This window comes from Streptomyces gobitricini (assembly GCF_039532985.1).
Lineage (GTDB): Bacteria > Actinomycetota > Actinomycetes > Streptomycetales > Streptomycetaceae > Streptomyces > Streptomyces gobitricini.
In genome coordinates, this window is the sequence record NZ_BAAASR010000015.1 from 24399 (window position 1) to 49445 (window position 25047).

Below are 25047 nucleotides of genomic sequence, written 5' to 3' on the forward strand. Positions count from 1 at the left end.
CGAGCCTTCTCCACCTGCCGGGGGGCATGGAGTTCCACCATGACTATGCACAGAGTCGGCCGTGACATCACCGCCCTCGCGGACTCCGTCGAGGTACCCGGCATCGGTTTCCTCCCCGTCAACGCCTTCGTCCTGCACGCCGAGGAACCGGTCGTCGTGGACACCGGCCTCGGCCTGCCGGACCGGAACTTCCTGGAGACGGTCGGCTCGGCGATCGACCCCGCCGATGTGCGGTGGATCTGGCTGACCCACCCCGACCGCGACCACACGGGCGGCCTGTTCGCCCTGCTGGAGGCGGCCCCCCGAGCGCGGGTCGTCACGACGTACATCGGCGCCGGGATCCTGTCGACCGAGCGGCCGCTGCCGCTGGAGCGGGTGTTCCTGCTCAACCCGGGGCAGTCCCTCGACGTCGGCGACCGCACGCTCACCGCGTTCCGGCCGCCGCTCTTCGACAATCCGGCGACGGTGGGCTTCTACGACGACAGGGCGCGCGCCTGCTTCAGTTCCGACTGCTTCGGGGCGCCCATGCCGAGCGCCGACCTGGCGGAAGGTGACGACGCGGGCGCGCTGGTGCCCGAGCAGCTGAGGGCCGCGCAGCTGCTGTGGGCCACCGTCGACAGCCCGTGGGTGCACGCCGTGGACGTCGACAAGTACCTCGCCACGGTACTGCCCCTGCGGGAGATGGACCCCGACAGCGTCCTGAGCACGCATCTGCCACCGGCCACCGGCCTGGCGCCCCGGATGGTCGACACGATCAGCGGCGCACCCGGGTCGGACCCCTTCGTCGGCCCGGACCAGGGGGCGCTGGAGCGCATGCTGGCGGGCTTCGAGCCCGGTGGGCGGGCTCCCGGGCCCGTGCGGGCGCCGGAGGAGACGCCCGCCGAGGTGCCCGCGCCGGGCGCGCTCACCTGAGCGGCGGGACGGCCGCGACGCGGTGACTACAGCGGTGCTTCAGCCGGGGGTGCAGTAGTGGCTTCAGCGGTGGGTTCAGGGGAGGGTTCAGTGGTGAATTCACGGAAGGAACACCCGGCGTAGGGGAGCCGGTCACCCAGCCGGTCCAAGATCGGCAGCGGTTTGCCATGCTCCCGACAGCAAGGGGTCTCCTCTCGTGTTCAGGCACCGTCCCGTCCGGTCGGCCGCTCTCGTCCTGGGTACGGCTCTGGCGGCGCTCGCCGCGACCGTTCCCGCCGGGGCGCACCCGTCCGGCACCGCCGCATCGCTGCCCGGCATGGCGCCCCGCGCCGAGACCGCCACCCTGTACGACGACGAGGCGGGCGGCAACGCCGACGCCGACGACCCGGCGATCTGGCGCAACGCCGCCCGGCCGGACCGCAGCCTCGTCATCGCCACCGCCAAGGAGGGCGGCCTGCGCGTGTACGACCTGGACGCGCGCCAGGTGCAGTCGGTCCCCGCTCCCCCGGCGGCCGGGCCGGACGACGCGCCGGGCCGCTTCAACAACGTCGACCTCGTCCACGGCCTGCGCCTGCCGTCCGGCCGCGCGGACGTCACCGTGACGACCGATCGCGGACACGACCGGCTCCGTATCCACCGCATCGCCCCGGGCCGTGCCGGCGGACCGCTCGTCGACATCACCGACCCCGCCGCGCCGCCGGTGTTCTCGGCGAACCAGGAGGAGATCAACGAGCAGCAGACCGCCTACGGGCTCGCCACCTGGACCGACGCCGCGTCCGGCCGCTCCTACGCCCTGGTCAGCCGCCGCAACCGCACCACCGTGGCCCTGCTGGAGCTCACTCCCACCGCCGCCGGCACGGTCACCTACCGGAAGGTGCGCAGCCTGGACCTGCCGTCCTCCTTCCGGCTCCCCGACGGCACCTCCTGGACGCCGTGCGGCGAGCCGGACGAGCTGCCGCAGGTCGAGGGCATGGTCGTCGACCCGGCCAACGGCATGCTGTACGCCGGGCAGGAGGACGTCGGCGTCTGGCGCGTCCGCGCGGACCTGACGGGCGCCGCGCCGAAGCTCATCGACCGCGTCCGCGAGTACGGTGTGCCGGGCGTGTACGACGAGGAGACCGAGGAGTGCACCGCCGGCGCCGACCCGGGCTTCGGCGGTACCCGGCTCGCCGCCGACGTCGAGGGCCTGGCCCTGCTCACCGAGGAGGACGGTGACGGCTACCTCCTCGCCTCCAGCCAGGGCGACAGCACCTTCGCGCTGTACGACCGTGAACTGGAGGACGCCAACGAGTACGAGGGCGGGTTCCGCGTCACCGCGAGGGCCGACGGCTCGGTCGACGGCTCGGAGGAGTGCGACGGCGCCGCCGTCCTCAACGCCCCGCTCGGTGCGAAGTACCCGAACGGTCTGCTCGTCGTGCAGGACGGGCACGACACGCCGGTGGACGGCGACCGTGAGGCCACGAACTTCGCGTTCGTCGACCTCGGCGAGCTCCTGGAGCGCGTCGACGACTGAGGCTGACTCCGTGCGGGTGGCGTGACTGCCCCGTACAGCGCAGACCCCGGAGGTGGAGCGGTTCGCCGCCCGCTCCGGGGTCTACAGCTGTGGGGACGGTCAACCGGTGCGAGGAGCTTGCTGTGCGACGCAGGAGAGCGGGGCGGCCGGCCTCGCGCGTGGCCGTGGCGGTCGCCGCCACTACCGGCCTGGCGGCCCTGGCGGCGGCGGTGCCGCACGCCACCGCCGGGACGGCCCGGCCAGGCGCCCCCGTCTCGGGCGAGGTGGTCGCCGAGTGGCTGGGCGCCGTCACCGGGACGGTCGACCCGGAAGGCGGGCTGACCATCCCGGAGGAGACGGTGTGGCACGCGCTGGTCTCGACGGCGGTGTACAACGCGGTCGTCGGCATCGAGGGGCGGTACGAGCCCTACCGCTGGAGCGTGCGCGGCCCCCGTACCGCGTCGTCGCAGGCCGCGGCCGCGGCCGCGGCGCACCGGCTGCTGCGGCTCTCCTTCCCCGCCGCCGCCCACCGGCTGCGGGAGGTCTACGCCGCGAGCCTGGCGCGGGTACCGGACGGCCGGGCCGAGGACGAGGGTGTCGCGTTCGGCGAGCGTGCCGCCGACCACGTGCTGGCTCTGCGCGCCGGGGACGGCCGCGGCGCTTCGGTACCGTTCCCGTCGCGTCCCGCTCCCGGCGTCTGGCGGCCCACGCCACCGGGCCACCAGCCGTTCGCCAGCGCCTGGCTCGGCCGGCTGCGCCCGATGCTGATCGACTCCCCCGCCCGCTTCCGGCCCCCCGCCCCGCCGAGGCTCACCTCCGCCCGGTACGCGAGGGACCTGGCGGAAGTGCGGACGTTCGGCGCCAAGAAGGGGTCGGCCCGCACGCCCTGGCAGACGGAGACCGCGCTGTACTTCACCAACGTGGACGTCCAGAAGGCCCTGGGCGACCACGCGGACCGGCACCGGCTCGACATCGTCGACACGGCCCGGCTGTACGCGGCCGCCAACACCGCCCAACTGGACGCGGTGGTCACCGCCTGGGACGCCAAGCTGCACTACGGCACCTGGCGCCCCGTCACCGCGATCCGGGAGGCCGACCGGGACGGCAACCCCGCCACCCGGGCCGACCCGGGGTGGGAGCCGCTGCTCACCACGCCCCCACACCCGGACTACCTGAGCGGACACGCGGTGACCGGCGGCGCGCTGACGCGCACCCTCACCGGGCTCCTCGGCACCTCCCGCATCGACCTCTTCCTCCCGTCCAGGGGCACCGGGACGACCCGGCACTACCGCCACGCGCACGCGTACAACAGGGACGTGGTGAACGCCCGGGTCTGGGGAGGCATCCACACACGGACCGCCGACACCGTCGGCAACGCCACCGGGCAGCGGCTGGCGGCGTGGGCCCTGGAGCGGTACTTCCGGCCGGTGCGCGCCTGACCGCCGGCCCGGCACGCCCCGGCAAACGGGTGAATGCGGCAAACGTCCGTCGTCGGGCGACCGTTACGCAGTCCGGACTCCCGGTCGCTACGACGATAAGGAAACGAACCCATGATCAAGCAGGTTCTCGCCGCCGCCGGCGTCGCCGCGGCCGTTCTCGGTGCCTCCTCCCCCGTCGCCTCCGCGGTGGGCGACCGCGAGGTGCACACCCAGAACGGCAACTTCTCGACGCAGTCGTACGGCAACACCGGCAGCCCGGAGCCGCAGAGCGCCGGGCGTGCCCTGACCGACGCCGACCTCAGGCCCCTGGACGGCCTGGGGCGGTAAGGAGGCGTTACGCTGACGGCCGTGGTCGACCCGGGGCTTCCCCGGCCGGTGGGACGGACGTTCATGACAGCGTGGCGGGCGCAGGCCCCGGTGGTCTCCGTGGTGGCGCTGGGCGGGGCCGTGGGCGCCTCGGCGCGCTACGCCGCGTTGTCGGTCTGGCCGACCCCCGCGGGCGGATTCCCCTGGACCACGCTGGGCGTCAACGCCGCCGGCTGCGCGCTGATCGGTGTGCTGATGGTGGTGGTCGGTGAGGTCCGGGCGGCCCACCGGCTGGTCCGCCCGTTCCTCGGCACGGGGGTGCTCGGCGGGTTCACCACGTTCTCGACGTACGCGGTGGACGTCCGGCAGCTCGTGGAGGTCGGCCGGCTCCCGGCCGGGCTGGCGTATCTCGTCCTCACGCCGTCAATGGCGCTGGTGGCGGTGGGGACGGCGGCGTGGCTGACGCGCCGCGCACTGGCGGGGAGGCCGGCATGACCGTACCGGCGGGCGGCTCACCGGCGCTGCGTATGACGATCTTCGTCGGTGAGCACGACCTCTGGCGCCACCGGCCCGTGTACAGCGAGATCGTGCGCCGGGCTCACGAGGCCGGGCTCGCCGGGGCCTCCGTCTTCCGCGGGTGCGAAGGCTTCGGCGCGTCGTCCGTGGTCCACACCGCACGGCTGCTCTCGCTGAGCGAGGACCTGCCCGTCGCGGTCGTCGTCGTGGACGCCGAGGAACGTGTGCGGGCGTTCCTGCCTCGGCTGGACGGACTCCTCGGGGACGGTCTGGTGGTGCTCGACCCGTGCGAGGTCGTGCGGTACACCGGCGGGGAGCGGGTGCGGTGAACTGGCTGTGGGTGGTCGCCGGCGCGGCGGTCGGGGCGCCGTTGCGGTACCTGACCGACCGGGCCGTACAGGCGAGGCACGACTCGGTCTTCCCGTGGGGCACGTTCACGGTCAACGTGGTGGGCTGCCTGGTGCTGGGCGTGGTGACGGGGGCGGTCACGGCGGGGGCCGCCCCGTCGGGGCTCCAACTGCTGCTGGGCACGGGTTTGTGCGGGGCGCTGACGACGTATTCGACGTTCTCCTACGAGACACTGCGCCTGGTGGAGGGCGGTGCGTCCCGCTACGCGGCCCTGAACGTGGCCGGCAGCGTGGGTGCCGCACTCGCCGCCGTGTTCGCCGGTGCGACGGCGGCGGAGGCGCTCTGGGGGTGACGGGGTGCGTACCCTGGTGGTGCGGTGTCTCCTCCCGGCCAGAAAGGCGCGTCATGGCCCTCGGTCACCGTTTCCACGTCGACCAGGACGGGCACTCCGTCACCGTCCAGTTCCTGGACCGCACGGGTGCGTTCGAGGTCCTGGTGGACGGCAAGGTCGTCGCGTACGGGGCCGGCCGGCGCCAGGGGGACACGGTGTCGGCGGAGCTGCCCGGGGACCCACCGCGGCCGTTCGTCATCACGGTCGGCCGGCCCCGCCGGACGGGCGGCGTCCCCTTCTGCGAGCTGGAGATCGGCGGCATGCGGTACCTGATGCCGCGGGTGCCGCTGGGCGGTGCCGGTGGGGAACCGGCGCACCACGAGCCGCACCGGGTGGTGCGGGTGTCGCGCCGGTTCCTGCGGCGGTCCCTGCGGCGCCTTCTGCGCCGGGTCTAGGTCGTGCTCTCGCAGGCGGCGATCTTCGACAGGAGTTGTTTGTCCAGCAGGAGCAGCGCGGTCAGTGCGTGCCGGGACGCCACCGCCAGGAGGTCGGGGTCGGCCGCGCGCCCGGTGTCCCGGTTCCTTCCGTCGCCGGGGGCGTCACGCAGTGAGTCCTCGAGGTCGGTCAGCGGCCGGTCGAACCCGCCGCACATGACGGCGGCCGTCCTCAGGGCCTGGACCAGGTCCGGGTCGAGGTCCCGGGTGTCGCTGGTCTCCAGCAGCGCGGGTATGAGGTGGCTTATGTGGAGGAGGCTGTGCAGTCTTCGCACAAGCTGTGGCCAGTGTTCGTCGGGGGTTTCGGGGGTGCTCCAGGCGGCCCGCGCCGCCTGGATGTCCTGGTGCAGTTCCCGCGCGATCCGTACTTCGGCCCGACGCGGCCGCTGTGCCTTCAGGGCCCAGGAGATGCCCGCGTCCGCAGCCGCGTCGTAGGCGGCGAGCCGGAGTCGCACGAACCGGTCGGGCGGCGCGCATACGTCGATGCCCTCGGTCAACTCGGAGTCGTCCACGGGCGGACCGTATCGGCACCGGCGGGGGCGGCGCACCGGTCCTGGCCGAACCTGTTACGTGCGGTGGCTCATTGGGGGCGGTTCCGTCGCGTTGGGTGTCCGGCCGGGTACGGAACACGACGTTGCGGGGGCGTCGGCCGGGTGACCGGCGCCCCGACGCCGTGTCCCGGCCCACCCCGTGCACGCGGCATCCGTCCGCGTCACCCGGAGCGGTTCTTCGCGCTATCACCAGGAGCGTCCGGCCCCATGGCGGCGACGTCGGCACCGGATCGAGCACGCGGCCCGCCGGGTCGCCCGGCACCTGCCCCTCCACACCCTCACCCTGATCCGGGTCGGCCACGACGAGCTGTGGGCCCCGCGCGCTGTCCCGACACCCACCGCCTCTCCGTCCTGTACCGCCCGGCGGGCGGCACCTCGACCACAGTGGTGCCGAGGGCCGGATGCGGGTCCACTCCGCAGACCTGACCGACGCCCCGGCGGTCGTGGTCGCCGGCGAGCGCATGGACGACAACCCGCACTGGCGGCTCGTGAGCCTGGTGAGCCGCGGGCGCTGCCTCCCCGTCGGCCGGCCGGCGCCGAAGGCGGCGGGGCAGGTTTGATCACCGTCCGGTCCACTCTGCCGGGCCGCCCGGGCCGGGAACCGGCGGTGCGCTCCGGCCGGGCGCGCGGGCGTGCGCCGGATGAGGGCCGGATTGCCTTCAGGGGGTGGGCCCGATCCGGCGGTGCTTGTCCTTCTGCACCGACTCCTGTCCCGTGATGCTGGGCGTGAGTGCGTCCGCCGCTTCCTTGTCGTGCTCGTCGGGGCCTCCGTCGTCGAGCCGCAGCTCGGCTTCCTCGAACTCGTCCAGCACTTCTTCGGCGGCGGTCTCGGGCTTCTTGTCGCGGTCCTTCATGTCTCTCCTTCACGAGCGCTTCGCCTGTGCCTCCCGACTTCCTCGCCGCCCCGCCCTTTACACCCCTGGTCACACCTCCCGCTCGCGAGGGTGGCCTGACAGGGACGAGGACGGGGCCGACTGACCCACGCGGGCGGCTCGCGCGCCGCCCCCGCCCCTGGCCGGACGCCGCCAGGGGGTCCCGTGCCGCGCCCCGCGGCACGGCGCCCCGGCGCCCCGGAGCGGGCAAACCACGGCGGGGTGACCCGGCAGCCCGAGGACCCGGCGGCCTGACGGGAGGGCCCGTGCGACGGGCCGGTAACGGGACGGGCGGGCGCGCGGGCGCCGGCGGGCGAGCCAACGGGTCGACGGGCCCACAGGCCCACAGAGCCGACGACCGACGGAACAGTGGCCGAGCAGCCGAACAGCACGCGGCCGAGCGACGGTATTCGGACACAGTGGCGCGCTGGGCGAACGGGAGCGATCGGCGCATAAGGAGAGGGGCCGCGCGCCGCCGGCGCCCCCCACGTCCGGCTCCAGTCCCTCGGTGGCGGCGCTGTGCTCGGCCGCCTCGCGCCGAGGGGTCCTCGTTCGGCGCCGCGGGAAACTGATCGCGGGAAGTTGCGGGAGCCACTGCAACGTCCGCCGTCGTGGGACCGCATCCGGACCCGGCGAAACGGATTCCTCCCCTCCGGCCCGAGCGCCCCGCCCCCCTCCTCGGTTGAACGCTGAACAGCATCGAACGGGGCATTCGACGACCGGCCGCGGCCACTTACTGCCCCATCGGCCGACCGGACACCGCCCGGACCCGCGAACGAACCGGTGAACAATGAGCAAACGTTCTCCCGACTCCGCCCCGCACCCCTCCGGCGCACCGGCCGCCCGCCGGGTAAGCCGCCCCGCCGCCCCCTCCTCCCCCCACCGCCCGCCCGCGACCGGGCGCGCGGGCGGGGGACGCGCGTAGCGCGGCCAAAAGGCGATCTTGCCCCCGCACCCGACCGGAGCCCAGGATTCCTACCGCGCCGATTGTCAGGCACATGGCGGTCACCCACCCGTCGCGTTCCGGCGATACGGCGCCCTGTCGAGCCCGCCCACCCAGCGGGCCACGGATCCCCCACCGGAGGATGCAGTGAACTTCAAGCGCTTCACCCCCCTCGGCGGCATCGCGAGAGGCGCACGGCTGACCACCGTCGCCGCCGCTCTCCTGGCCGCCTCCGCGCTTGCGACCCCGAGCGCCGGCGCCACGCCGCTCGACGGCGCGCGGACCACCGCCGCACAGCTGGCCCAGGCGAGCGACGCCGTCCTCGGCGCCGACGTGCCCGGCACCGCCTGGTACACGGACACGAAGACCGGCAAGCTCGTCGTCACGGCGGACTCCACCGTGTCCGCGGCCGAGCTGGCCCGTATCAAGGAAGCCGCCGGAAGCCGCGCGGGCGCGCTGGAGATCAAGCGCACCCCGGGCACGTTCAACAAGCTCATCGCCGGCGGTCAGGCCATCTACGCGGGCGGCGGGCGCTGCTCGCTCGGCTTCAACGTCCGCAGCGGCAGCACCTACTACGCCTTGACGGCCGGTCACTGCACCAACATCGGCAGCACCTGGTACACCAACTCGTCCAACACGACCGTGCTCGGCACGCGTACCGGATCGAGCTTCCCGAACAACGACTACGGCATCATCCGCCACTCCAACGCCTCGGCGGCGGACGGCCGCGTGTCCCTGTACAACGGCAGCTACCGCGACATCACGTCCGCGGGCAACGCGTACGTCGGCCAGTCCGTGCAGCGCAGCGGCAGCACGACCGGCCTGCGCGGCGGCACCGTCACCGGCCTGAACGCGACCGTGAACTACGGCAACGGCGACATCGTCTACGGCATGATCCAGACCAACGTCTGCGCCGAGCCCGGCGACAGCGGCGGCGCGCTGTTCTCGGGGAGCACCGCGCTCGGTCTGACCTCGGGCGGCAGCGGCAACTGCTCCAGCGGGGGCACCACGTTCTTCCAGCCGGTCACCGAGGCGCTGAACGCCTACGGCGTGAGCGTCTTCTAGACAGCCCCGCACAGCTCTCCCACATCGGCGGTCCGCCTCCCGGCGGGCCGCCGCTTCTTTGTCCTGGTCGAGGAAGAAGTTGCGAAAGACCCCGCGAAAGGGGTTACGCGACCGGACCAAGCCCGCTAACTTCCTTCGAACGAACCGGTCATGAGCCGTGACCGGTGACCTTTCGGCGCGACGGCGCGCGCCTGTGCTCCCCCTTGTGTCCCCCCTGCGGTCACACACCCCGGACCGCCGGGCTTCCCCCACCGTCCCGGGAGACTCCTGTGCGCACAAGACCGAAACGGCCCTGTCGGGGCCCCGCCCTCCTCCTCACCGCGGTGCTCGCGACCGGCTTCCTGGCCCCGGCCACCACCGCCGCGACCGCCGCTGCGGCCCCCGGCCCCGTCTCCGCCGCGGCGGAGGAGTTCCAACAGGTCACTCTGGCCAAGGGCGTGGCCGAGACCGGTGAGCCGATGACCATGGCGGTCCTCCCCGACCGCTCCGTCCTGCACACCTCGCGCGACGGCACCCTGCGGCTGACCGACGCCGCGGGCGCGACCAAGGTGTCGGGCAGGCTCGACGTCTACTCCCACGACGAGGAGGGCCTGCAGGGCGTCGGCGTGGACCCCGGCTTCACCACCAACCGCCACGTCTATCTGTACTACGCGCCCAAGCTCTCCACCCCGGCCGGCGACGCGCCCGGCGACGGCACGGCCGCCGACTTCGCCCCGTTCGACGGGGTGAACCGCCTGTCGCGGTTCGTCCTCCGCACGGACGGCACCCTCGACCCGGCGAGCGAGAAGAAGATCCTCGACGTACCGGCTTCGCGCGGGATCTGCTGCCATGTGGGCGGCGACATCGACTTCGACGCGCAGGGCAATCTGTACCTGTCGACCGGCGACGACTCCAACCCCTTCGCCTCCGACGGCTACACGCCGATCGACGAACGCCCCTCCCGCAACCCCTCCTACGACGCCCAGCGTTCGTCGGGCAACACCAACGACCTGCGCGGCAAGGTTTTGCGGATCAAGGTCAACGCGGACGGCTCGTACTCCGTCCCCGCCGGCAACCTCTTCGCCCCCGGCACCGCGAGGACCCGCCCCGAGATCTACGCCATGGGCTTCCGCAACCCGTTCCGGATGAGCGTCGACAAACCCACGGGCATCGTCTACGTCGGCGACTACGGTCCCGACGCCGGCACCGCGAGCCCGGCCCGGGGCCCGGCCGGCCAGGTCGAGTTCAACCGCGTCACCAAGGCGGGGAACTTCGGCTGGCCCTACTGCACGGGCAGGAACGACGCGTACGTCGACCACGACTTCGCCACCGGCGCGACCGGCGCGAAGTTCGACTGCGCGGCCCCGAGGAACACCTCGCCGCGCAACACCGGCCTGACCGACCTGCCGCCGGCCCAGCCCGCCTGGATACCGTACGACGGCGGCTCCGTCCCGGAGTTCGGCAGCGGCTCGGAGTCTCCCATGGGCGGACCGGTCTACCGTTACGACGCGACGTCGACATCCTCCGTCAGATTTCCACAGAGCTACGACGGTCACTTCTTCGCCGGCGAGTTCGGCCGCAAGTGGATCAAGCGCATCGCGCAGGGATCCGACGGCACCGTCCAGTCCATCAACGCCTTCCCCTGGAACGGCACCCAGGTGATGGACATGGCCTTCGGGCCGGACGGGGCCCTGTACGTACTGGACTACGGCACCGGCTACTTCAACGGCGACGCCAACTCGGCGCTCTACCGCATCGAACACGTCACCTCCGGCCGCTCCCCGGTCGCCCAGGCCACGGCGGACCGCACCTCGGGGCAGGCTCCGCTGACCGTGGCGTTCTCCTCGGCGGGCAGCTCCGACCCGGACGGCGACACGCTGACCCACGCCTGGACGTTCGGCGACGGCGCCACATCCACGGCCGCGAACCCGTCCCACACCTACACGGCCAACGGCCAGTACACGGCGACCCTCACCGTCTCGGACGGCACCGGACACAGCGCCACCGCCTCCGTCCAGGTCACCGTGGGCAACACCGCGCCCACCGTGAGACTGGAGCTGCCGGTCGACGGCAGGATCATCGACCCGGGCTCGGCCGTCCCGTTCAGGGTCACCGTCACCGACCCCGAGGACGGGGCCATCGACTGCTCCAGGGTCAAGGTCACCTTCATCATCGGCCACGACAGCCACGGTCACCCGCAGACCTCCGCGACCGGCTGCTCCGGCACCGTGCGGACCATCGCGGACGGCGAACACGACCCCAACGCCAACATCTTCGGCGTCTGGGACGCGGAGTACACCGACAAGGGCGCGAACGGCCAGCCCGCGCTGACCACCCACGACCAGCACATCAGCCAGCCCAGCCACCGGCAGGCCGAGCACTTCGGCGGCTCGTCGGGTGTCCAGGTCGTCACCCACGCACCCGCCCACGGCGGCAGGACGGTCGGGCACATCGACAACGGCGACTGGATCTCCTTCACCCCGTACGCGCTCGACGACGCCACCGGGTTCACCGCCCGGGTCTCCTCCGGCGGCAACGGTGGCACGCTGGAGGTACGGGCCGGCTCACCCACCGGAACCCTGATGGGTACGGCGACGGTGCCGGTGACGGGCGGCTGGGAAACCTTCCAGGACGTCTCCACCGCACTGACGAACCGGCCCGCCGGTACGACGACGCTCCACCTCGTTTTCAAGGGCGGCCCGGGCGCCCTGTTCGACGTGGACGACTTCCGCATCACCACCGGCGGCGCCGGCCCGCGGTCGGGGGCGGTGAAGGGCGTGAACGGCAAGTGCGCCGACGTGGCGGGCGGCGCGAACGCCGACGGCACCCAGATCCAGCTGTGGACCTGCAACACCAGCGCCGCCCAACACTGGACGGTCCCCGGCGACGGCACCCTGCGCGCCCTGGGCAAATGCCTCGACATCAGCGGCGGCGCCACCACCGACGGCACGAAGATCCAGCTCTGGACCTGCAACAACACCCCGGCCCAGCAATGGCACCCCCACCCCGACAACACCCTGCGCAACCCACACTCCGGCAAATGCCTCGACGCCCAGGGCGCCACCTGGAACGACGGCACCCGCCTGCACCTGTGGACCTGCCACACCGGCCCCAACCAGAAATGGACCCTGCCATAGCAGGAGAGGAGGCGTAACCGCTATGCGTTCCACTCTCGTCAAGGCCGGTTGCTGGCTCGCGGGCGCGCTGCTGTGCGTGTCCGCCGCCCCGGCGGCGGCACCCTCCGGGCAGGGACCGGCTCCCTCGGCGCGGGCCGCCGCGGACCCGGCGTACAAGATCCTCGCCTTCTCCAGGACGGCGGGCTTCCGCCACTCGTCCATCGACGACGGCCTGTCCGCACTGCGTGAGCTGGGTGGTGTCCACAACTTCACCGTCGACGCCACGGAGGACGCGCGGGCCTTCACGGCCGGCAACCTCGCGCAGTACGGAGCCGTCGTGTTCCTCTCCACCACGGGAGACGTACTGAACACCACCCAGCAGACCGCCTTCGAGCAGTACATCCGGGGCGGTGGTGGCTACGTCGGCGTCCACGCCGCCGCCGACACCGAGTACGACTGGCCCTTCTACGCCGGTCTCGCCGGGGCCCTGTTCCACTCGCACCCGCACAACCAGACCGCGACCGTGAGGGTGGAGGACCGCGCCCATGACGCCACTGCGCACCTCGGCCGCACCTGGCAACGGTTCGACGAGTGGTACAACTACCGCTCCAACCCCCGCGCCACCGCGCGCGTGCTCGCGTCACTCGACGAGTCCAGCTACTCGGGCGGGAACATGTCCGGCGACCACCCGATCTCCTGGTGCAAGGACTACCAGGGCGGCCGTGCCTTCTACACGGGTGGCGGCCACACGGACGAGTCGTACGCCGAGGCCCCGTTCCGGCGGCACCTGCTCGGCGGCATCCGCTGGGCGGCTGGGATGACCGAGGCCGACTGCCGCCCGGAGACGGGATACGTGCCTCTGTTCGACGGCTCGGGCACGACCGGCTGGCAGCAGGCGGGGCCCGGATCGTTCACGCTGAGCGACGGCACGCTCACCTCGCAGGGCGGCCTGGGGCTGCTGTGGTACTCCGGCAAGGAGCTCACCGGTGACTACTCGTTGAAGCTGGACTGGCGGATGGACGGCGACGACAACTCGGGGATCTTCGTCGGTTTCCCGGCCTCCGACGATCCCTGGTCCGCGGTGAACAACGGGTACGAGATCCAGATCGACGCCACCGACAGCGCGGACCGGACCACGGGCGCGGTGTACGGGTTCAAGTCGGCGGACGTCACCGCCCGTGACGCCGCGCTCAACCCGCCCGGCGAGTGGAACACGTACGAGATCCGGGTCACGGGCGAGCGTCTGCAGGTCTTCCTCAACGGGCGTGAGATCAACGACTTCACCAACACCGATCCCGCGCGCGGTCTCGCCCAGGGACACATCGGGCTGCAGAACCACGGTGACGGTGATCGGGTGTCCTTCCGCAACGTACGCGTCAAGACCTCCGGCACCACCCCTCCGCCGGGCCCGCGGTCGGGGGCGGTGAAGGGCGTGAACGGCAAGTGCGCCGACGTGGCGGGCGGCGCGAACGCCGACGGCACCCAGATCCAGCTGTGGACCTGCAACACCAGCGCCGCCCAGCACTGGACGGTCCCCGGCGACGGCACCCTGCGCGCCCTGGGCAAATGCCTCGACATCAGCGGCGGCGCCACCACCGACGGCACGAAGATCCAGCTCTGGACCTGCAACAACACCCCGGCCCAGCAATGGCAGCCCCACCCCGACAACACCCTGCGCAACCCACACTCCGGCAAATGCCTCGACGCCCAGGGCGCCACCTGGAACGACGGCACCCGCCTGCACCTGTGGACCTGCCACACCGGCCCCAACCAGAAATGGACCCTGCCCTGAATATTTCGCGTCGCGGGGCATCCCCCGGGCCGCTGCGGTGAGACGTACGGTATGGCAGTGGATTCCGAACGCAACCAGGACGTACTCGTCGGCACCAAGCCCCGGGCGCTGGTCGAGGCGGCATACCAGCGGCTCGCGCACAAGGCGGCCGCGCCCGGTCTTCGGACGCCCTTCTCGCTGGGCGCCGTGGCGGCCTACGAGTGGGCGCTGGGGCGGGCCGTCGAAGCCCCGGTGACGGGGGCGGCCTGCACCGGCCGCGTACCGTCCAGCCATCTGCTCACGGCCGAGCTGGACGCGGCCGTGGTGCAGCTGGGGGACCCCACCCAGCCCCCTGAGGGCGCGGCCCAGGTCCGCGGCGTCCACGACGCGCTGGCCTGGGTCTGCGGGCTCATCGACGATCAGCCGTGACGCGCGGGCGGCCGTGAGGCACGGGCGCCGGTGAGTGGTGTGCGGCCGTGAAGGCCGCGCCTCCCGCCCCGGTCATATCGAGGCGGGCGGGAAACCCATGCCCGGATACCCCGACGGACGGCCCACGGCACCGAAGTCCAGCGCACGCGTCAGCTGCCTGAGCGTCTCCTCGGCCACACGGCGCACGTCGGCGGGAACGTCGCCGCGCTCCTCGATGAGGCGGTCGTAGATCGGCGCGTCGCCTCGCACGGCGGAATCCATGTCGAAAAACCTTTCCGAAGAAGTCTGTTGCTCGCTCACCGCCGCTGCGGGCAGCGGTGGACGAGTGTACGGGGCGTGACCGGGCGGGGCGCGCGCAGCCCGTCCCGCGGGCGGCCGGAGGGACGCCTCCGGCAGGCGCCGGGGCCCGGCGCCATCCCCGGGCAGCCGCCCGGGGCCGCCCGGGGTGCGGGGCGCATGGACATACCGAGCGGTATCCGAGGGGCTGCACGGGTACGGGGACCCGTCCGGCATCTCCTCCAGGAGCCGCCCATGCCTCCGCCGTTCCCGCGCCGTACGCCCGCAGGAGGCCCGGCCCACTGCCACGGCGGCTGCTCGCCGCGCTGACGGTCCTGGTCCTGTCGGCCGGTGCCCGCCCTCACCGGGCCCCGCGCCCGCCGCCCGTGCCGCCGTGTCAGGCCGCCGGCCTCCGCTCGCCGCTCGCCGCTCTCCGGGGCGGCCGGCGAGCGTCCTGGCGCAGGGGCGATTCCCCCGGGTGGGCCGCCCGGACGCCCATCCGGGTTTCAGAGGGCGTCGGCCACCGGGAGCGTGACCTCCCAGGTGTCGACGGCGTAGTGCAGCCGCATGCCATGGGCCTCGTAGAGCCGCAGGGCGCCGCTCTGGTTCAGGGTGTCGACACCGAGCCCGAGCTTGTCGCGGCCCAGGGCGGCGTAGACGCCGAAGGCGTGGCGCAGCAGGTGACCGCCGAGGCCCCGGCCGCGCGCGGCCGGGGTGACGCCGAGGTTGTGGATCCAGCCCATGCCGGAGCGGTCGTTGCGGGAGAGGAGCACGGCGGCGTCGCCGATGCCCTGGACGGAGGCGATCCACACGAGCGACCAGTCCAGATGGGCCGCGGCGATGTCGTCGAGCCACTGCTCGTAGGTGCGCGCCTGATGGTCGAAGTGCTCCGCGAAGGTCTCCTCGACCAGGGCGTGGGCGCGCCGCCGGTCCGCTTCGTCCGTGCAGGCGCGCACGGTCACCCCGGCCGGGGGTTCGGGCAGCGGCTCCTGGTGCGGCGTCAGGTCGCGGACCATGACCTGGTAGCGCCGCACGGTGTGCCAGCCGCGCCGGACGAGGAGGGCCGTGTCGATGGTCGGCCGCTGGTTGAGGTGGAGGTGGACCACGGCCCGCGTGGCGCCGTTGCCCCGCGCCATCCGGCGGCACCGTTCCTCGCCCAGTTCCAGCAGGTGCTCGCCGGCGGCCTGGTGCTCGGGCAGGACGTAGTGGTCCATGTCGACGCGCTCACCGCCCGAGTCGCTCCACACGAGGGCGTACGCGACCAGCCGGTCCTGGTCGAAGGCCAGCCACGAGTCGTGGGCGAGGTCCACCTCGGGGTGGGTCAGGTCGGCCTCGACGGTGTGCGGATCGGTTTCGGGCGCACCGATCTCGATCGTGTCGATGGTGTTGAGCAGCTCGCTTATCCGCGGTACGTCGTCGGTCCGGGCAGCCCGGACGGTGAGTGTGGGTCCCGTATGCATCGGGCCACTGTCCGGGCCCGCCCGCCGGGCGCGCAAGCCGATTTCGCGGGCCCGCCGCCGGGACCGAACCAAATAGCTACCGGCCAGTAGATGGAACGTCGCATTCCGTACATCATTGAGCGCGAGCATGCCAACGCGTCAACCGCTCCCCACCCCACAGGAGTTGAACCCATGCACGCAGTTCGATGGAGAACACGAGTGGCGCTCACCGCGGCCGCCCTCGCCGTCACCACGGCCACCACCGCCGCGACCACCACCACGGCCACCGCGGCCCCGCAGACCGCTTCCTCGGCCCGCGCCGCCACCACCGGGGCCCAGCTCGCCGGCGTCGACTACGCCACCTGGCAGCGCGATGTCGCCACCGCCCTCAGCCAGGCCCGCCCCTACATCGAGCAGCGCACCGCCTCCCCCTCCGGCCGGAAGCTGGCCGTGGTCCTCGACATCGACAACACCTCGCTGGAGACGGACTTCCACCACTTCTGGGAGTACCCGACGCCCGCCGTCCGGCCGGTCCTCGACCTGGCCCGCTACGCGGACTCCCGCGGTGTGGACGTCTTCTTCGTCACCGCCCGGCCGGGCATCCTGCACGCGCCCACCGCGTACAACCTCAAGGCGGTCGGCTACCCCGTCGACGGCCTGTACGTACGCGACCTGCCGGACCTGTTCGACGAGGTCAGCGCGTACAAGACGGACAAGCGCGGCGAGATCGAGGCCAAGGGGTACACGATCATCGCCAACATCGGCAACCGGCCCACCGACCTGGTCGGCGGACGCGCCGAGAGGACGTTCAAGCTGCCCGACTACGACGGGAAGCTGTCCTAACGGCGGCGGACGCGGGGACGCGGGCGGAGGCGTCCATTCGGGGCCTCCCCCGCGCCCGCCCGCGCCCCGCGCCCCGCCGCCGGGTATGCGAGGAGCATGTCCGAGAAGTCTCCCGGTGCCGAGGGCGGGGCCCGCGAATGGTGGATCGGGCGGTTGCACGGTGGCTTCCACCGCTCCGCCGCCGGGCGTGGCTGGCGGACGGGCACCGACCTGGAGCTGATGCACCGCTCGATGGGTTTCGCCGCTCTCGGGCTGCTCACCCTGGTGCCGCTGCTGATCGTGATCGCGGCGGCCGACCCGGCCGGAGGCACCGGGTTCGCCCAGTGGCTCTCCGACGGTCTCGGCGTCGCGGAGGGCTCGACGGACGAGGTCGAGCGGCTGTTCGCGCCGCCGGGCGCGGCGCTGGAGTCGATCACCGGGTTCGGTCTCGCCGCACTGGTCGTGTTCGGCCTGACGTTCGGCGCCGTGGTGCAGACGGGTTACGAGAAGGTGTGGGAGCTGCCCGCCGCCCGCTGGCACACCATGTGGCGCCACGCCGTATGGCTCGCCCTGCTCATCGGCTACCTCCTGCTGTCGGCGGACGTCGCCTCCCGTCCCTCGGCCGGCGCCGACCTGGTCTGGCGCGTGCTGCTGGCCGTCGCGAGCGCGGTGCTGTTCTTCTGGTGGTCGCAGCGGCTGCTGCTCGGCGGGCGGCTGCCCTGGCGCGCCCTGCTGCCGGGCGCCGTGTGCACGGTGATCGGCCTGGCCGGGCTGCGGGTCTTCTCCCGCCTGGTCTTCTCCCCGCTGATCGCCTCCAACGCGGTCGCCTACGGACCGGTCGGCACCATGCTGGTCGTCCAGTCCTGGCTCGTCGGCGTCGGCTTCGTCGTCTTCGGCGGCGCGCTGGTCGGCCGCCTGCTGTACGAGGAGCGCTGGCACCTGGACCGCGCCCTGCGACGCTGGGGCGACCGCCTGCGACCACCCCGGCGACGCGGCTGAGCTGCGGCGTCGGGAAAGGGCCATCCTCCGCGAAGAGTGCGAGGATGGACACCGGGCAGAGGCAGAAGAGACAGCAGGGACACCTGCGGCACATCCGCACTACTGGTGACACCGGGACGGTTTTGCACATGAACAGGAAGCCGACAGCCACCACGGCGTCAGGGGTCACATCCAGCAGCTCCGTGTTCGGTGCCCCCTGCTGGGTCAGCCTGATGACCCGCGACCTGCGGGCCGCCCAGGACTTCTACGGCACGGTCATGGGCTGGGAATTCCGCCCGGCACGGCTCGGCGAGGAGTTCAGCGTCGCCCTCGACGACGGGAACCCGGTCGCCGGCATAGGAGCACTGGCCTCCGCCCTCCAGGTGGCCGTCGCCTGGACCCCGTACTTCGCCGTGCAGGACGCCGACGAGACCGCGTCCCGCATCCGCGAGCGCAGCGGCACGGTCGCTGTCGGGCCGGTCGGGTTCGTCGTCGGCCGGGGAGCCCTCGCGGCCGACCGCGACGGCGCCGTCTTCGGCATCTGGGAGGGCCAGCTGCTCTCGGGGTGGGAGACCTGGCGCGCCGCCGCACCCGCCTGGTTGCGGCTGCAGACCCGGGACGCCTTCGAGGCCGCGATCTTCTACGGGGAGGTCTTCGACTGGGCCTGCGGCCGGCCGGGGTGCTGCGACGTCGAGTACGACGCGGACGAGGTCGTGCTGCGCAGCGGCGGCCACGTGGTCGCCCGGCTCAGCTCCGGTGCGCTCGAATCCGCGCCCGACCCGACCATCCGCCCCCGGTGGGAGGTCCACTTCCCGGTGCGCGACGTCGACGCCCGGGTGTCGGCCGCGCGGCTGCACGGCGGCACCGTGGTCCACCACGAACCGGGCGCCCACGCCACCTTGCGGGACCCGGACGGGGGTTTGTTCACGCTGACGACGCGCATTACTGCTGAATGAGCTTTTCCGATCTTGTGTACGCGGGCCTGGGCGTCGGCGCGCTGGCGGCCGCCGTCCTGCCGCGACTGGTCTTCAGCCGCCCCTTCTCCATGCCGATGGTGTTCCTGGCCGCCGGTGTCGCCGTCCAGCTGCTGCCGCTGCCGGTCCCCGTGGTCGACCCGGTGGCGGACCGGCTGTGGGTGGAGCACATCACCGAGCTCTGCGTGATCGTCTCGCTGATGGGCGCCGGGCTCGCCATCAACCGGCCTCCCGGGCTCCGCGCGTGGGCGAGCACCTGGCGGCTGCTGGGCATCACGATGCCGCTGACGATCGTGGCGGTCGCCGTACTCGCGTGGGCGCTGCTGGACTGGCCGCCCGCCGTCGCCCTGCTGCTGGGCGCCGTACTGGCACCCACCGACCCGGTGCTGGCGGCGGAGGTGCGGGTGGGGGAGCCGACCGGCGAGGAGGAGGACGAGGACGAGGTGCGCTTCACGCTCACCAGTGAGGCGGGCCTCAACGACGGGCTCGCCTTCCCTTTCGTCTACGCGGCCGTCGCCCTGGCCGCGGCGGCGGGGACCGGCTGGTCGTCCGGGTGGATCGGCGACTGGGCCCTGTCCGACCTGCTGGGCAAAGTGGCGATCGGAGCCCTCGCGGGGGTGGCGGTGGGCCGGCTGCTCGGATGGATGTTCTTCCGCACCAGGGTGGTGGCGCTGCGGCTCTCGGAGCACATGGAGGGCTTCGTGGCCCTGGGGGCCACCCTCCTGTCGTACGGGGTGGCGGAGCTGCTGCAGGGCTACGGCTTCCTGGCGGTGTTCGTCGCGGCCTGCACCCTGCGCGGCGCCGAGCGCAGCCACGGGTACCACAAGGTGCTGCACGACTTCACCGAGCAGGTCGAGCGGCTGCTCACCGCGTTCCTGCTGTTCCTGCTCGGCATGTACGTCGCCGCCGACGGGTTCGCGGACCTCACCTGGCAGGCGGCGGCCGTCTCGGTGCTGCTGCTCCTGGTCGTCCGCCCGGTGACCGGCTGGCTGGCGCAGGCGGGCTCGGCCGCCGGCCCGCGCGAGCGGCTCGTGACGGCGGCGTTCGGGCTGCGGGGCATCGGATCGCTGTACTACCTCGCGTACGGCCTGGGGCACGACGACTTCGGCGGGCTGGCGCGGCAGCTGTGGGCCGCCGTGGCCTTCACGGTCGTCGCCTCCGTCGTCGTGCACGGGGTGTCCGCGACGCCGGTGATCAACCGCCTCGACCGGCTGCGCGGCACCGCGGCTCCGGGCGATCCGCCGCCCTGAGCATCGCGTGCTACTACACCACGAAACGTTCCAGCAGGGCCTGCCGCTGGGCTTCCTCGCGTTCCAGGACCTCGGCGAGGACGTCGGCGTCGCGGCTGCCGCTTATCGCGTCGCGCACCAGGGCCGCCAGGACGTCCGGTGGCAGGGACTCGGCCTGGGTGGTGGAGGTGCCGGGGAAGGAGCGCCGGTCGCTGGCCTTCACCGGGGCCGTCGGCAGGCGCAACTCGGCGATCTGCCGCTCGGTGACGGCCAGCCGGTCGAAGTGCACGCGTACGTCCGGCGCGTCCAGCGCGGCGAAGGCGGTGACGTCCTCGGCGAGCGCCGTGAACAGGTGCAGCCCGCTGGGGTCCCAGTCGCCGATCACCAGGATCCGTACGGAGGTGTGGCCGCCCACGGCCGCCCGCTGGGCGGCGGCCCTCTTGCCGGAGAGCCCGGTCGCGGAGGCGTACACCGGCACGCCCCACGGGTCGGTGACCGTGGCCAGCTGCGGCACCAGGCCGGCCGTGTCGCACCACACCTCCAGCCGGGCCTCCTGGCCCGCCTGGCGGTCCAGCCGGAAACAGCGCGCCGCGTCCCGTTGCACCCGGCGGAAGCCGTCGGCGCCGTCGTAGGCGACGGGTTCCACGGCCGTGTCCGTGCCGTCGCCGATGGCCAGCCAGGAGATACGGCCGGAACGGCGGGCCATGCCGAGGAGGTCCACCAGGCGCTTGTAGGTCCGTTCCTGCCTGACGAGGACACCCTCGGCAACGGCCGCGTACCAGATCTGACGGATGGTCAGGGGCAACTGCGCGGCGTACCTGCCGAGGATGAACTCCACCGCGGCGAGCAACTCCTGCGTCGCGGGGCGCGGTTGCCAGTCGGGCTGATAACCACGAGGACGCCTGTCCGGCACCATTGCCCCCTTCACCGGCCGAGCGGGTGGATCGGGCCGGGACGTCGGGGCGTCCTGTCCCTCCCTGTCGGTCTGCCCACTGGGAGCGCCGGATTCACCTGCGGGCGGGACCCGCCGCGCCGGTCAGCTCGCCTTGCGGCCCGCGAGAGGGGCGGTGTCCATACCGGCGCCCCGCCGCATGCCCTCGAGCATCTCCTCGACGGCCTCCAGGGAGGTGCGCCGGGGGCTCCAGCCGAGCTCGTCGTGGGCTCGCGCGCAGTCCAGCACCGGTACGCGCAGCACGGCGTCGAAGAGCTGCGGGGAGGCCGGGATCAGGCGCAGCCCCCAGCCGGCGGCCAGGGCGGCGCGGATGGCCGGCCGGGGCAGGCGTACGACCCGGGCGTCGAGGAGCTCGGCGAGCCGACGGGCGTCGAGGGCCGGCTCGGCGGCGAGGTTGAACGCGCCCCTCACGTCCTTCGTGACGGCGAGCCGGTAGGCCTCGGCGGCGTCGTCGGTGTGCAGGGCCTGGAAGCGGAGCCCCGGGATGTCCGGCACGACCGGGATCGTCCGGGGCCCGGCGAGCTGCCCCGGCATGAACCGGCCGGCGAAGATGCGCCGCTGCTCGCTCCCCGACTCCTCCTTGAACAGGAAGGCCGGCCTCATCCGTACGACCCGCACTCCGGGATTACGGGCCTCGAAGCCGTCCAGGACCCGCTCCAGATAGGCCTTCTCACGGCAGTACGCGGCCCCCGGCCAGCCGTGCGTGGGCCACGACTCGTCGACCGCCCGGTCCTTCGGCCCGGGCGAGTAGGCGCCGACCGACGAGGCGTGGACGAGCGCGGGCACTCCGGCGGCGGACACGTCCCGGTACACCTGGAGGCTGCCGAGGACATTGGTGCGCCAGGTGGCCACCGGATCGTGCGTGGGCTGGAAGGCCCAGGCCAGGTGGATCACCGCGTCGGCGCCCTCGAAGTGCCTGACCAGGTCGGTCTCCTCACGCAGGTCCACCGTGGCCCAGTGGGTCTTCGGCGGCGACCAGTCCGGCAGCCGCCGGGCGAGGCCCAGTACGGACGAGATCTGTGGGTCCTCGGCGAGGGCCGCCACCACACTGGTGCCGACATTTCCGGTGGCTCCAGTGACGACGACCCGCTTGCCGGCGTTCATGTTCACGGCTCCTGCCTTTCCACGGCGACGGCTCTGTCCGCGTCCCGGCCCGGTACCCCGCGCCGGGAGGTCCGGGTACCCGCTGGACGGCGGTCCACGTCGGCCGGGCACCGGTATGAGGACCCGGGCGGAAGGGCATCCATGGGACGCGGGGGGGGCGGCACGTGAGAAAGGGAAACGGCGGATGCGTGTGGACCTCACCGGCAGGACGGCACTGGTCACCGGCTCGACGCGGGGCATCGGTGCGGCGATCGCCACCGAGCTGGCACGCTCGGGCGCGACGGTGGCCGTCAACGGGCGGACCGCGGACGGTGTCACGGCCGCCGTGAAGCGGCTGCGGGCGGAGGTGCCCGACGCCGAGGTCGTCCCGGTGGCCGCGGACATCGCGACCGAGGAAGGCGCCGGGCTGGCCGTGCAGCTGCTGCCCGAGGTGGACATCCTCGTCAACAACCTCGGTGTCTTCGGGCCCCGGCCGGCTCTGGAGATCACGGACGAGGAATGGCGGCGGTACTTCGAGGTGAACGTGCTCACGGCGGTGCGGCTCACCCGCGCCTACCTGCCGGGGATGACGGACCGGGGCTGGGGGCGGGTGCAGTACATCGCCAGCGACTCGGCCGTCGTGATCCCGGCCGAGATGATCCACTACGGTGTGTCGAAGACCGCGCTGCTGGCGGTGAGCCGCGGTTTCGCCAAGGAGGCCGCCGGGACGGGCGTCACCGTCAACGCCGTCATCGCGGGACCCACCCGTACGGGTGGTGTCGAGGACTTCGTGTACGAGCTGGTCGACCGGGACCTGGCATGGGACGAGGCGCAGCGCGTGTTCATGCGGGAGCACCGGCCGCAGTCCCTGTTGCAGCGGCTGATCGAACCGGAGGAGATCGCGCATATGGTGGTCTACCTCAGCTCGCCCCAGGCGTCGGCGACGACCGGTGGAGCGGTGCGGGTCGACGGCGGTTACGTGGACTCCATCCTGCCGTGACCCACCGGTCACCGTGCCCGCGCCGGCCCTGGGACGCCGACCGTGCCCCCGCCCGGACCACCGGCCCCCACCGGGCCTTTGACATATGCCGGAAGCACCACCGGATCGAGTGTTGCCAAACCCCTTACAGGCGGTCTCCGCCTGTGCAACAGTCGTAACCGGTCCTCCATTCATGACCCTGGCCGCGCCGCGCCCGTATCGGAGTACGACATGCCGTCCCATCTGTTCGCGGACCGTCCCGCCCCACAGCCGCCCGAGCGCGGCACGCTGGACGCCCTGATCTCGCAGACCCGTCGGCTGCGCGGAGACGTCGATGCCGTACGCCGGGACGCCGTGGCGGACGAGGACGACCCCCAGGGCCGCTGGCAGCGCGCCCTGTGCGACCTGGCCGTCCACCAGCTCGACGACCTCGGCGCCCAGCTGGGCCAGCTCAGGGAGGGCGTACCCGACGCTCCGGACGAGGCCGCGGAGCCCCAGGGGGACCTGACCGGCGACGACACGGCCCCCGCGGACCCGCCGCCCACCGGTTCGCTGCTCAGCCGGGTCGGCAGCGCGGAGTGGAACCTCCTCACCGACGAGGTGAGCTGGTCCGACGAGCTGTACGTCATCTTCGGCCGCTCCCCCGAAGCCGGCCCGTTGACGCTGGACGAGCTGCCTTCCATGGTGTTCGCCGAGGACCAGGCGCTGCTGACGGCGATGGTGACGGGCTGCCTGATCGACGGCAAACCCATCGACGGCGAGTTCAGGATCGTCCGCGCCGACGGCCGGGTGCGCACCCTGCACATGATGGGCGAGCCCGTCCTCGACGTCGACGGATGCACCGCGTCCATGTGGGCGGTCCTGCGGGACGTCAGCGAACTTCGCCGCAGCGAGCGGGCGGTACGCGAGTCGCGCGACTCCTTGCAGCGCCGCCACCACATCGAGCAGGCCGAGCACCGGATGGCGGTCGAGCTCCAGGAGGCGGTCCTGCCGCCGTGGCGCGGCTCCTCGGGACTTCCGCACAGCGGGCCGGCCGGGCTGGACCTGGCGGGGCAGTACCTGCCGTCGGCGGCCAGCGCGACGATCGGCGGCGACTGGTACGACGCCCTCCAACTTCCCGACGGGGAAGCCCTGCTGACGGTGGGTGACCTGACCGGGCACGGCGTCTCCGCGACGTCCACGATGGCCATGCTGCTGGGCGCCCTGCGGGGCATGGCGGTCGCCGGGATCAGGCCGGGTGCCCTGATGGGCCACCTCAACCAGGTGCTGGACAGCTCGTCGCAGCCCGCTCTGGGCAGCGCGGTGTGCTGCCGCTACGACCCGCGGTCCCGGACGCTCAGCTGGGCGCAGGCGGGCCACCCCGCCCCGCTGCTGTTCCGCGGCGGGGCGGGGCACGCGCTGACGCGCCCGGAGGGCGCCCTGCTGGGGGCGACGTCCGGGGCGACGTACGAGCAGGCCGAGATCGGGCTGCTGCCCGGGGACCTGCTGGTGCTGCACACGGACGGGCTGACGCGCGGCCCCGGCAGGGAAAAGCTGCTGGAGCTGGCGCCGCGGTTCGCCCAAGCGCGCGACGCGCGGGAGTGTGTGCGGTTGGTGGTGGAGGAGTTCGGCGGCGCGGCCCGTGAGACCGACGCCTGTGTGATGGTCGCCAAGGTCGGCGGCGTCCGGTCGTGAGTGGTGGCCCGTGCGTCATGTCGTCACCGAGTCGGCACGATGCGCGGACGTGGTCATGGCGGCTGGGCGGAGCTGTA

25 protein-coding genes are annotated in these 25047 nt (G+C 73.0%); 19 read left to right on the forward strand and 6 right to left on the reverse strand.

Going from position 1 to position 25047, the window contains the following annotated elements; all coding sequences use genetic code 11:
* Positions 1-39: 39 nt before the first annotated feature.
* From ABD347_RS12615 to ABD347_RS12650, 8 genes are all read left to right on the forward strand, one after another.
* Entirely contained in the window at positions 40-912 is an 873-nt protein-coding gene (locus ABD347_RS12615; protein WP_344360253.1) for an MBL fold metallo-hydrolase, read from the forward strand.
* Positions 913-1108: 196 nt separating this feature from the next.
* Positions 1109-2425, forward strand: coding sequence for a phytase (locus ABD347_RS12620; protein WP_344360255.1), 1317 nt, complete (start codon positions 1109-1111; stop codon positions 2423-2425).
* Positions 2426-2547: 122 nt separating this feature from the next.
* Entirely contained in the window at positions 2548-3843 is a 1296-nt protein-coding gene (locus tag ABD347_RS12625; protein ID WP_344360256.1) for a vanadium-dependent haloperoxidase, read from the forward strand.
* A gap of 111 nt (positions 3844-3954) precedes the next feature.
* Entirely contained in the window at positions 3955-4170 is a 216-nt protein-coding gene (locus tag ABD347_RS12630) for a hypothetical protein (RefSeq protein WP_344360258.1), read from the forward strand.
* Positions 4171-4233: 63 nt separating this feature from the next.
* A complete protein-coding gene (crcB, locus tag ABD347_RS12635; RefSeq protein WP_344360260.1) occupies positions 4234-4644 on the forward strand; it encodes a fluoride efflux transporter CrcB in 411 nt (136 codons plus the stop codon).
* Positions 4641-4994 carry a DUF190 domain-containing protein gene (locus ABD347_RS12640; RefSeq protein WP_344360262.1) on the forward strand — a complete coding sequence of 118 codons (354 nt, stop codon included), beginning with the start codon at positions 4641-4643 and terminating at the stop codon, positions 4992-4994. Before crcB (ABD347_RS12635) ends, ABD347_RS12640 begins: the two co-directional genes overlap by 4 nt.
* A complete protein-coding gene (gene crcB, locus ABD347_RS12645; protein WP_344360264.1) occupies positions 4991-5365 on the forward strand; it encodes a fluoride efflux transporter CrcB in 375 nt (124 codons plus the stop codon). The genes ABD347_RS12640 and crcB (ABD347_RS12645) overlap by 4 nt, the downstream gene beginning before the upstream one ends.
* A 53-nt stretch (positions 5366-5418) precedes the next feature.
* Positions 5419-5799 carry a hypothetical protein gene (locus tag ABD347_RS12650; RefSeq protein ID WP_344360266.1) on the forward strand — a complete coding sequence of 127 codons (381 nt, stop codon included), beginning with the start codon at positions 5419-5421 and terminating at the stop codon, positions 5797-5799.
* On the opposite strand, the gene ABD347_RS12655 is transcribed toward ABD347_RS12650, so the two are convergent.
* Positions 5796-6350, reverse strand: coding sequence for a hypothetical protein (locus ABD347_RS12655; RefSeq protein ID WP_344360268.1), 555 nt, complete (start codon positions 6348-6350; stop codon positions 5796-5798). The two genes, ABD347_RS12650 and ABD347_RS12655, sit on opposite strands and share 4 nt — an antisense overlap.
* Positions 6351-6790: 440 nt before the next feature.
* Here ABD347_RS12655 and ABD347_RS12660 point away from each other — a divergent pair, with 440 nt between their 5' ends.
* Positions 6791-6949, forward strand: a complete 159-nt coding sequence (locus tag ABD347_RS12660; RefSeq protein WP_344360270.1) for a hypothetical protein — start codon at positions 6791-6793, stop codon at positions 6947-6949.
* Between the two features lie 99 nt (positions 6950-7048).
* On the opposite strand, the gene ABD347_RS12665 is transcribed toward ABD347_RS12660, so the two are convergent.
* Positions 7049-7243 carry a hypothetical protein gene (locus ABD347_RS12665; RefSeq protein WP_344360272.1) on the reverse strand — a complete coding sequence of 65 codons (195 nt, stop codon included), beginning with the start codon at positions 7241-7243 and terminating at the stop codon, positions 7049-7051.
* 1108 nt (positions 7244-8351) lie between these two features.
* Here ABD347_RS12665 and ABD347_RS12670 point away from each other — a divergent pair.
* The 4 genes from ABD347_RS12670 to ABD347_RS12685 all read left to right on the forward strand — a co-directional run bounded on the left by ABD347_RS12670 (position 8352) and on the right by ABD347_RS12685 (position 14564).
* On the forward strand, positions 8352-9269 hold the full coding sequence (locus ABD347_RS12670; RefSeq protein ID WP_344360274.1) for a S1 family peptidase: 918 nt from the start codon (positions 8352-8354) through the stop codon (positions 9267-9269).
* 269 nt (positions 9270-9538) lie between these two features.
* Entirely contained in the window at positions 9539-12385 is a 2847-nt protein-coding gene (locus ABD347_RS12675; RefSeq protein WP_425575636.1) for a PQQ-dependent sugar dehydrogenase, read from the forward strand.
* Between the two features lie 22 nt (positions 12386-12407).
* The gene (locus tag ABD347_RS12680; protein WP_344360276.1) at positions 12408-14156 is read left to right on the forward strand and encodes a ThuA domain-containing protein; all 1749 of its coding nucleotides are present in this window, start codon (positions 12408-12410) and stop codon (positions 14154-14156) included.
* A 57-nt stretch (positions 14157-14213) separates the two neighbouring features.
* Complete coding sequence (locus ABD347_RS12685; RefSeq protein ID WP_344360278.1) at positions 14214-14564, forward strand: hypothetical protein; 351 nt, start codon at positions 14214-14216, stop codon at positions 14562-14564.
* 72 nt (positions 14565-14636) lie between these two features.
* Here ABD347_RS12685 and ABD347_RS12690 read toward each other — a convergent pair whose 3' ends face one another.
* Together ABD347_RS12690 and ABD347_RS12695 are read right to left on the reverse strand one after the other, a co-directional pair.
* Positions 14637-14825: a hypothetical protein gene (locus ABD347_RS12690; protein WP_344360280.1), complete on the reverse strand. Its 189-nt coding sequence runs from the start codon at positions 14823-14825 to the stop codon at positions 14637-14639.
* A gap of 521 nt (positions 14826-15346) precedes the next feature.
* Entirely contained in the window at positions 15347-16300 is a 954-nt protein-coding gene (locus ABD347_RS12695) for a GNAT family N-acetyltransferase (protein ID WP_344360282.1), read from the reverse strand.
* 171 nt (positions 16301-16471) lie between these two features.
* On the opposite strand from ABD347_RS12695, the gene ABD347_RS12700 reads away from it, so the two are divergent.
* The 4 genes from ABD347_RS12700 (at position 16472) to ABD347_RS12715 (ending at position 20303) form a co-directional block, all read left to right on the forward strand.
* On the forward strand, positions 16472-17122 hold the full coding sequence (locus ABD347_RS12700) for an HAD family acid phosphatase (protein ID WP_344360284.1): 651 nt from the start codon (positions 16472-16474) through the stop codon (positions 17120-17122).
* 96 nt (positions 17123-17218) lie between these two features.
* Positions 17219-18100, forward strand: a complete 882-nt coding sequence (locus tag ABD347_RS12705) for a ribonuclease BN (protein WP_425575637.1) — start codon at positions 17219-17221, stop codon at positions 18098-18100.
* A gap of 128 nt (positions 18101-18228) precedes the next feature.
* Complete coding sequence (locus ABD347_RS12710; RefSeq protein WP_344360286.1) at positions 18229-19035, forward strand: VOC family protein; 807 nt, start codon at positions 18229-18231, stop codon at positions 19033-19035.
* Positions 19032-20303: a cation:proton antiporter gene (locus ABD347_RS12715; RefSeq protein WP_344360287.1), complete on the forward strand. Its 1272-nt coding sequence runs from the start codon at positions 19032-19034 to the stop codon at positions 20301-20303. The genes ABD347_RS12710 and ABD347_RS12715 overlap by 4 nt, the downstream gene beginning before the upstream one ends.
* Before the next feature lie 13 nt (positions 20304-20316).
* Here ABD347_RS12715 and ABD347_RS12720 read toward each other — a convergent pair whose 3' ends face one another.
* Positions 20317-21195: a hypothetical protein gene (locus ABD347_RS12720; RefSeq protein WP_344360289.1), complete on the reverse strand. Its 879-nt coding sequence runs from the start codon at positions 21193-21195 to the stop codon at positions 20317-20319.
* A gap of 123 nt (positions 21196-21318) precedes the next feature.
* The gene (locus tag ABD347_RS12725) at positions 21319-22338 is read right to left on the reverse strand and encodes an NAD-dependent epimerase/dehydratase family protein (RefSeq protein WP_425575638.1); all 1020 of its coding nucleotides are present in this window, start codon (positions 22336-22338) and stop codon (positions 21319-21321) included.
* A 184-nt stretch (positions 22339-22522) separates the two neighbouring features.
* Between ABD347_RS12725 and ABD347_RS12730 the strand changes: the two genes are divergently transcribed.
* Both ABD347_RS12730 and ABD347_RS12735 read left to right on the forward strand, forming a co-directional pair.
* Positions 22523-23317, forward strand: coding sequence for an SDR family NAD(P)-dependent oxidoreductase (locus tag ABD347_RS12730; RefSeq protein ID WP_344360293.1), 795 nt, complete (start codon positions 22523-22525; stop codon positions 23315-23317).
* A gap of 210 nt (positions 23318-23527) precedes the next feature.
* Positions 23528-24970 (forward strand): PP2C family protein-serine/threonine phosphatase, encoded by a 1443-nt coding sequence (locus ABD347_RS12735; protein ID WP_344360295.1) that lies wholly within the window; start codon positions 23528-23530, stop codon positions 24968-24970.
* Positions 24971-25047: the final 77 nt, after the last annotated feature.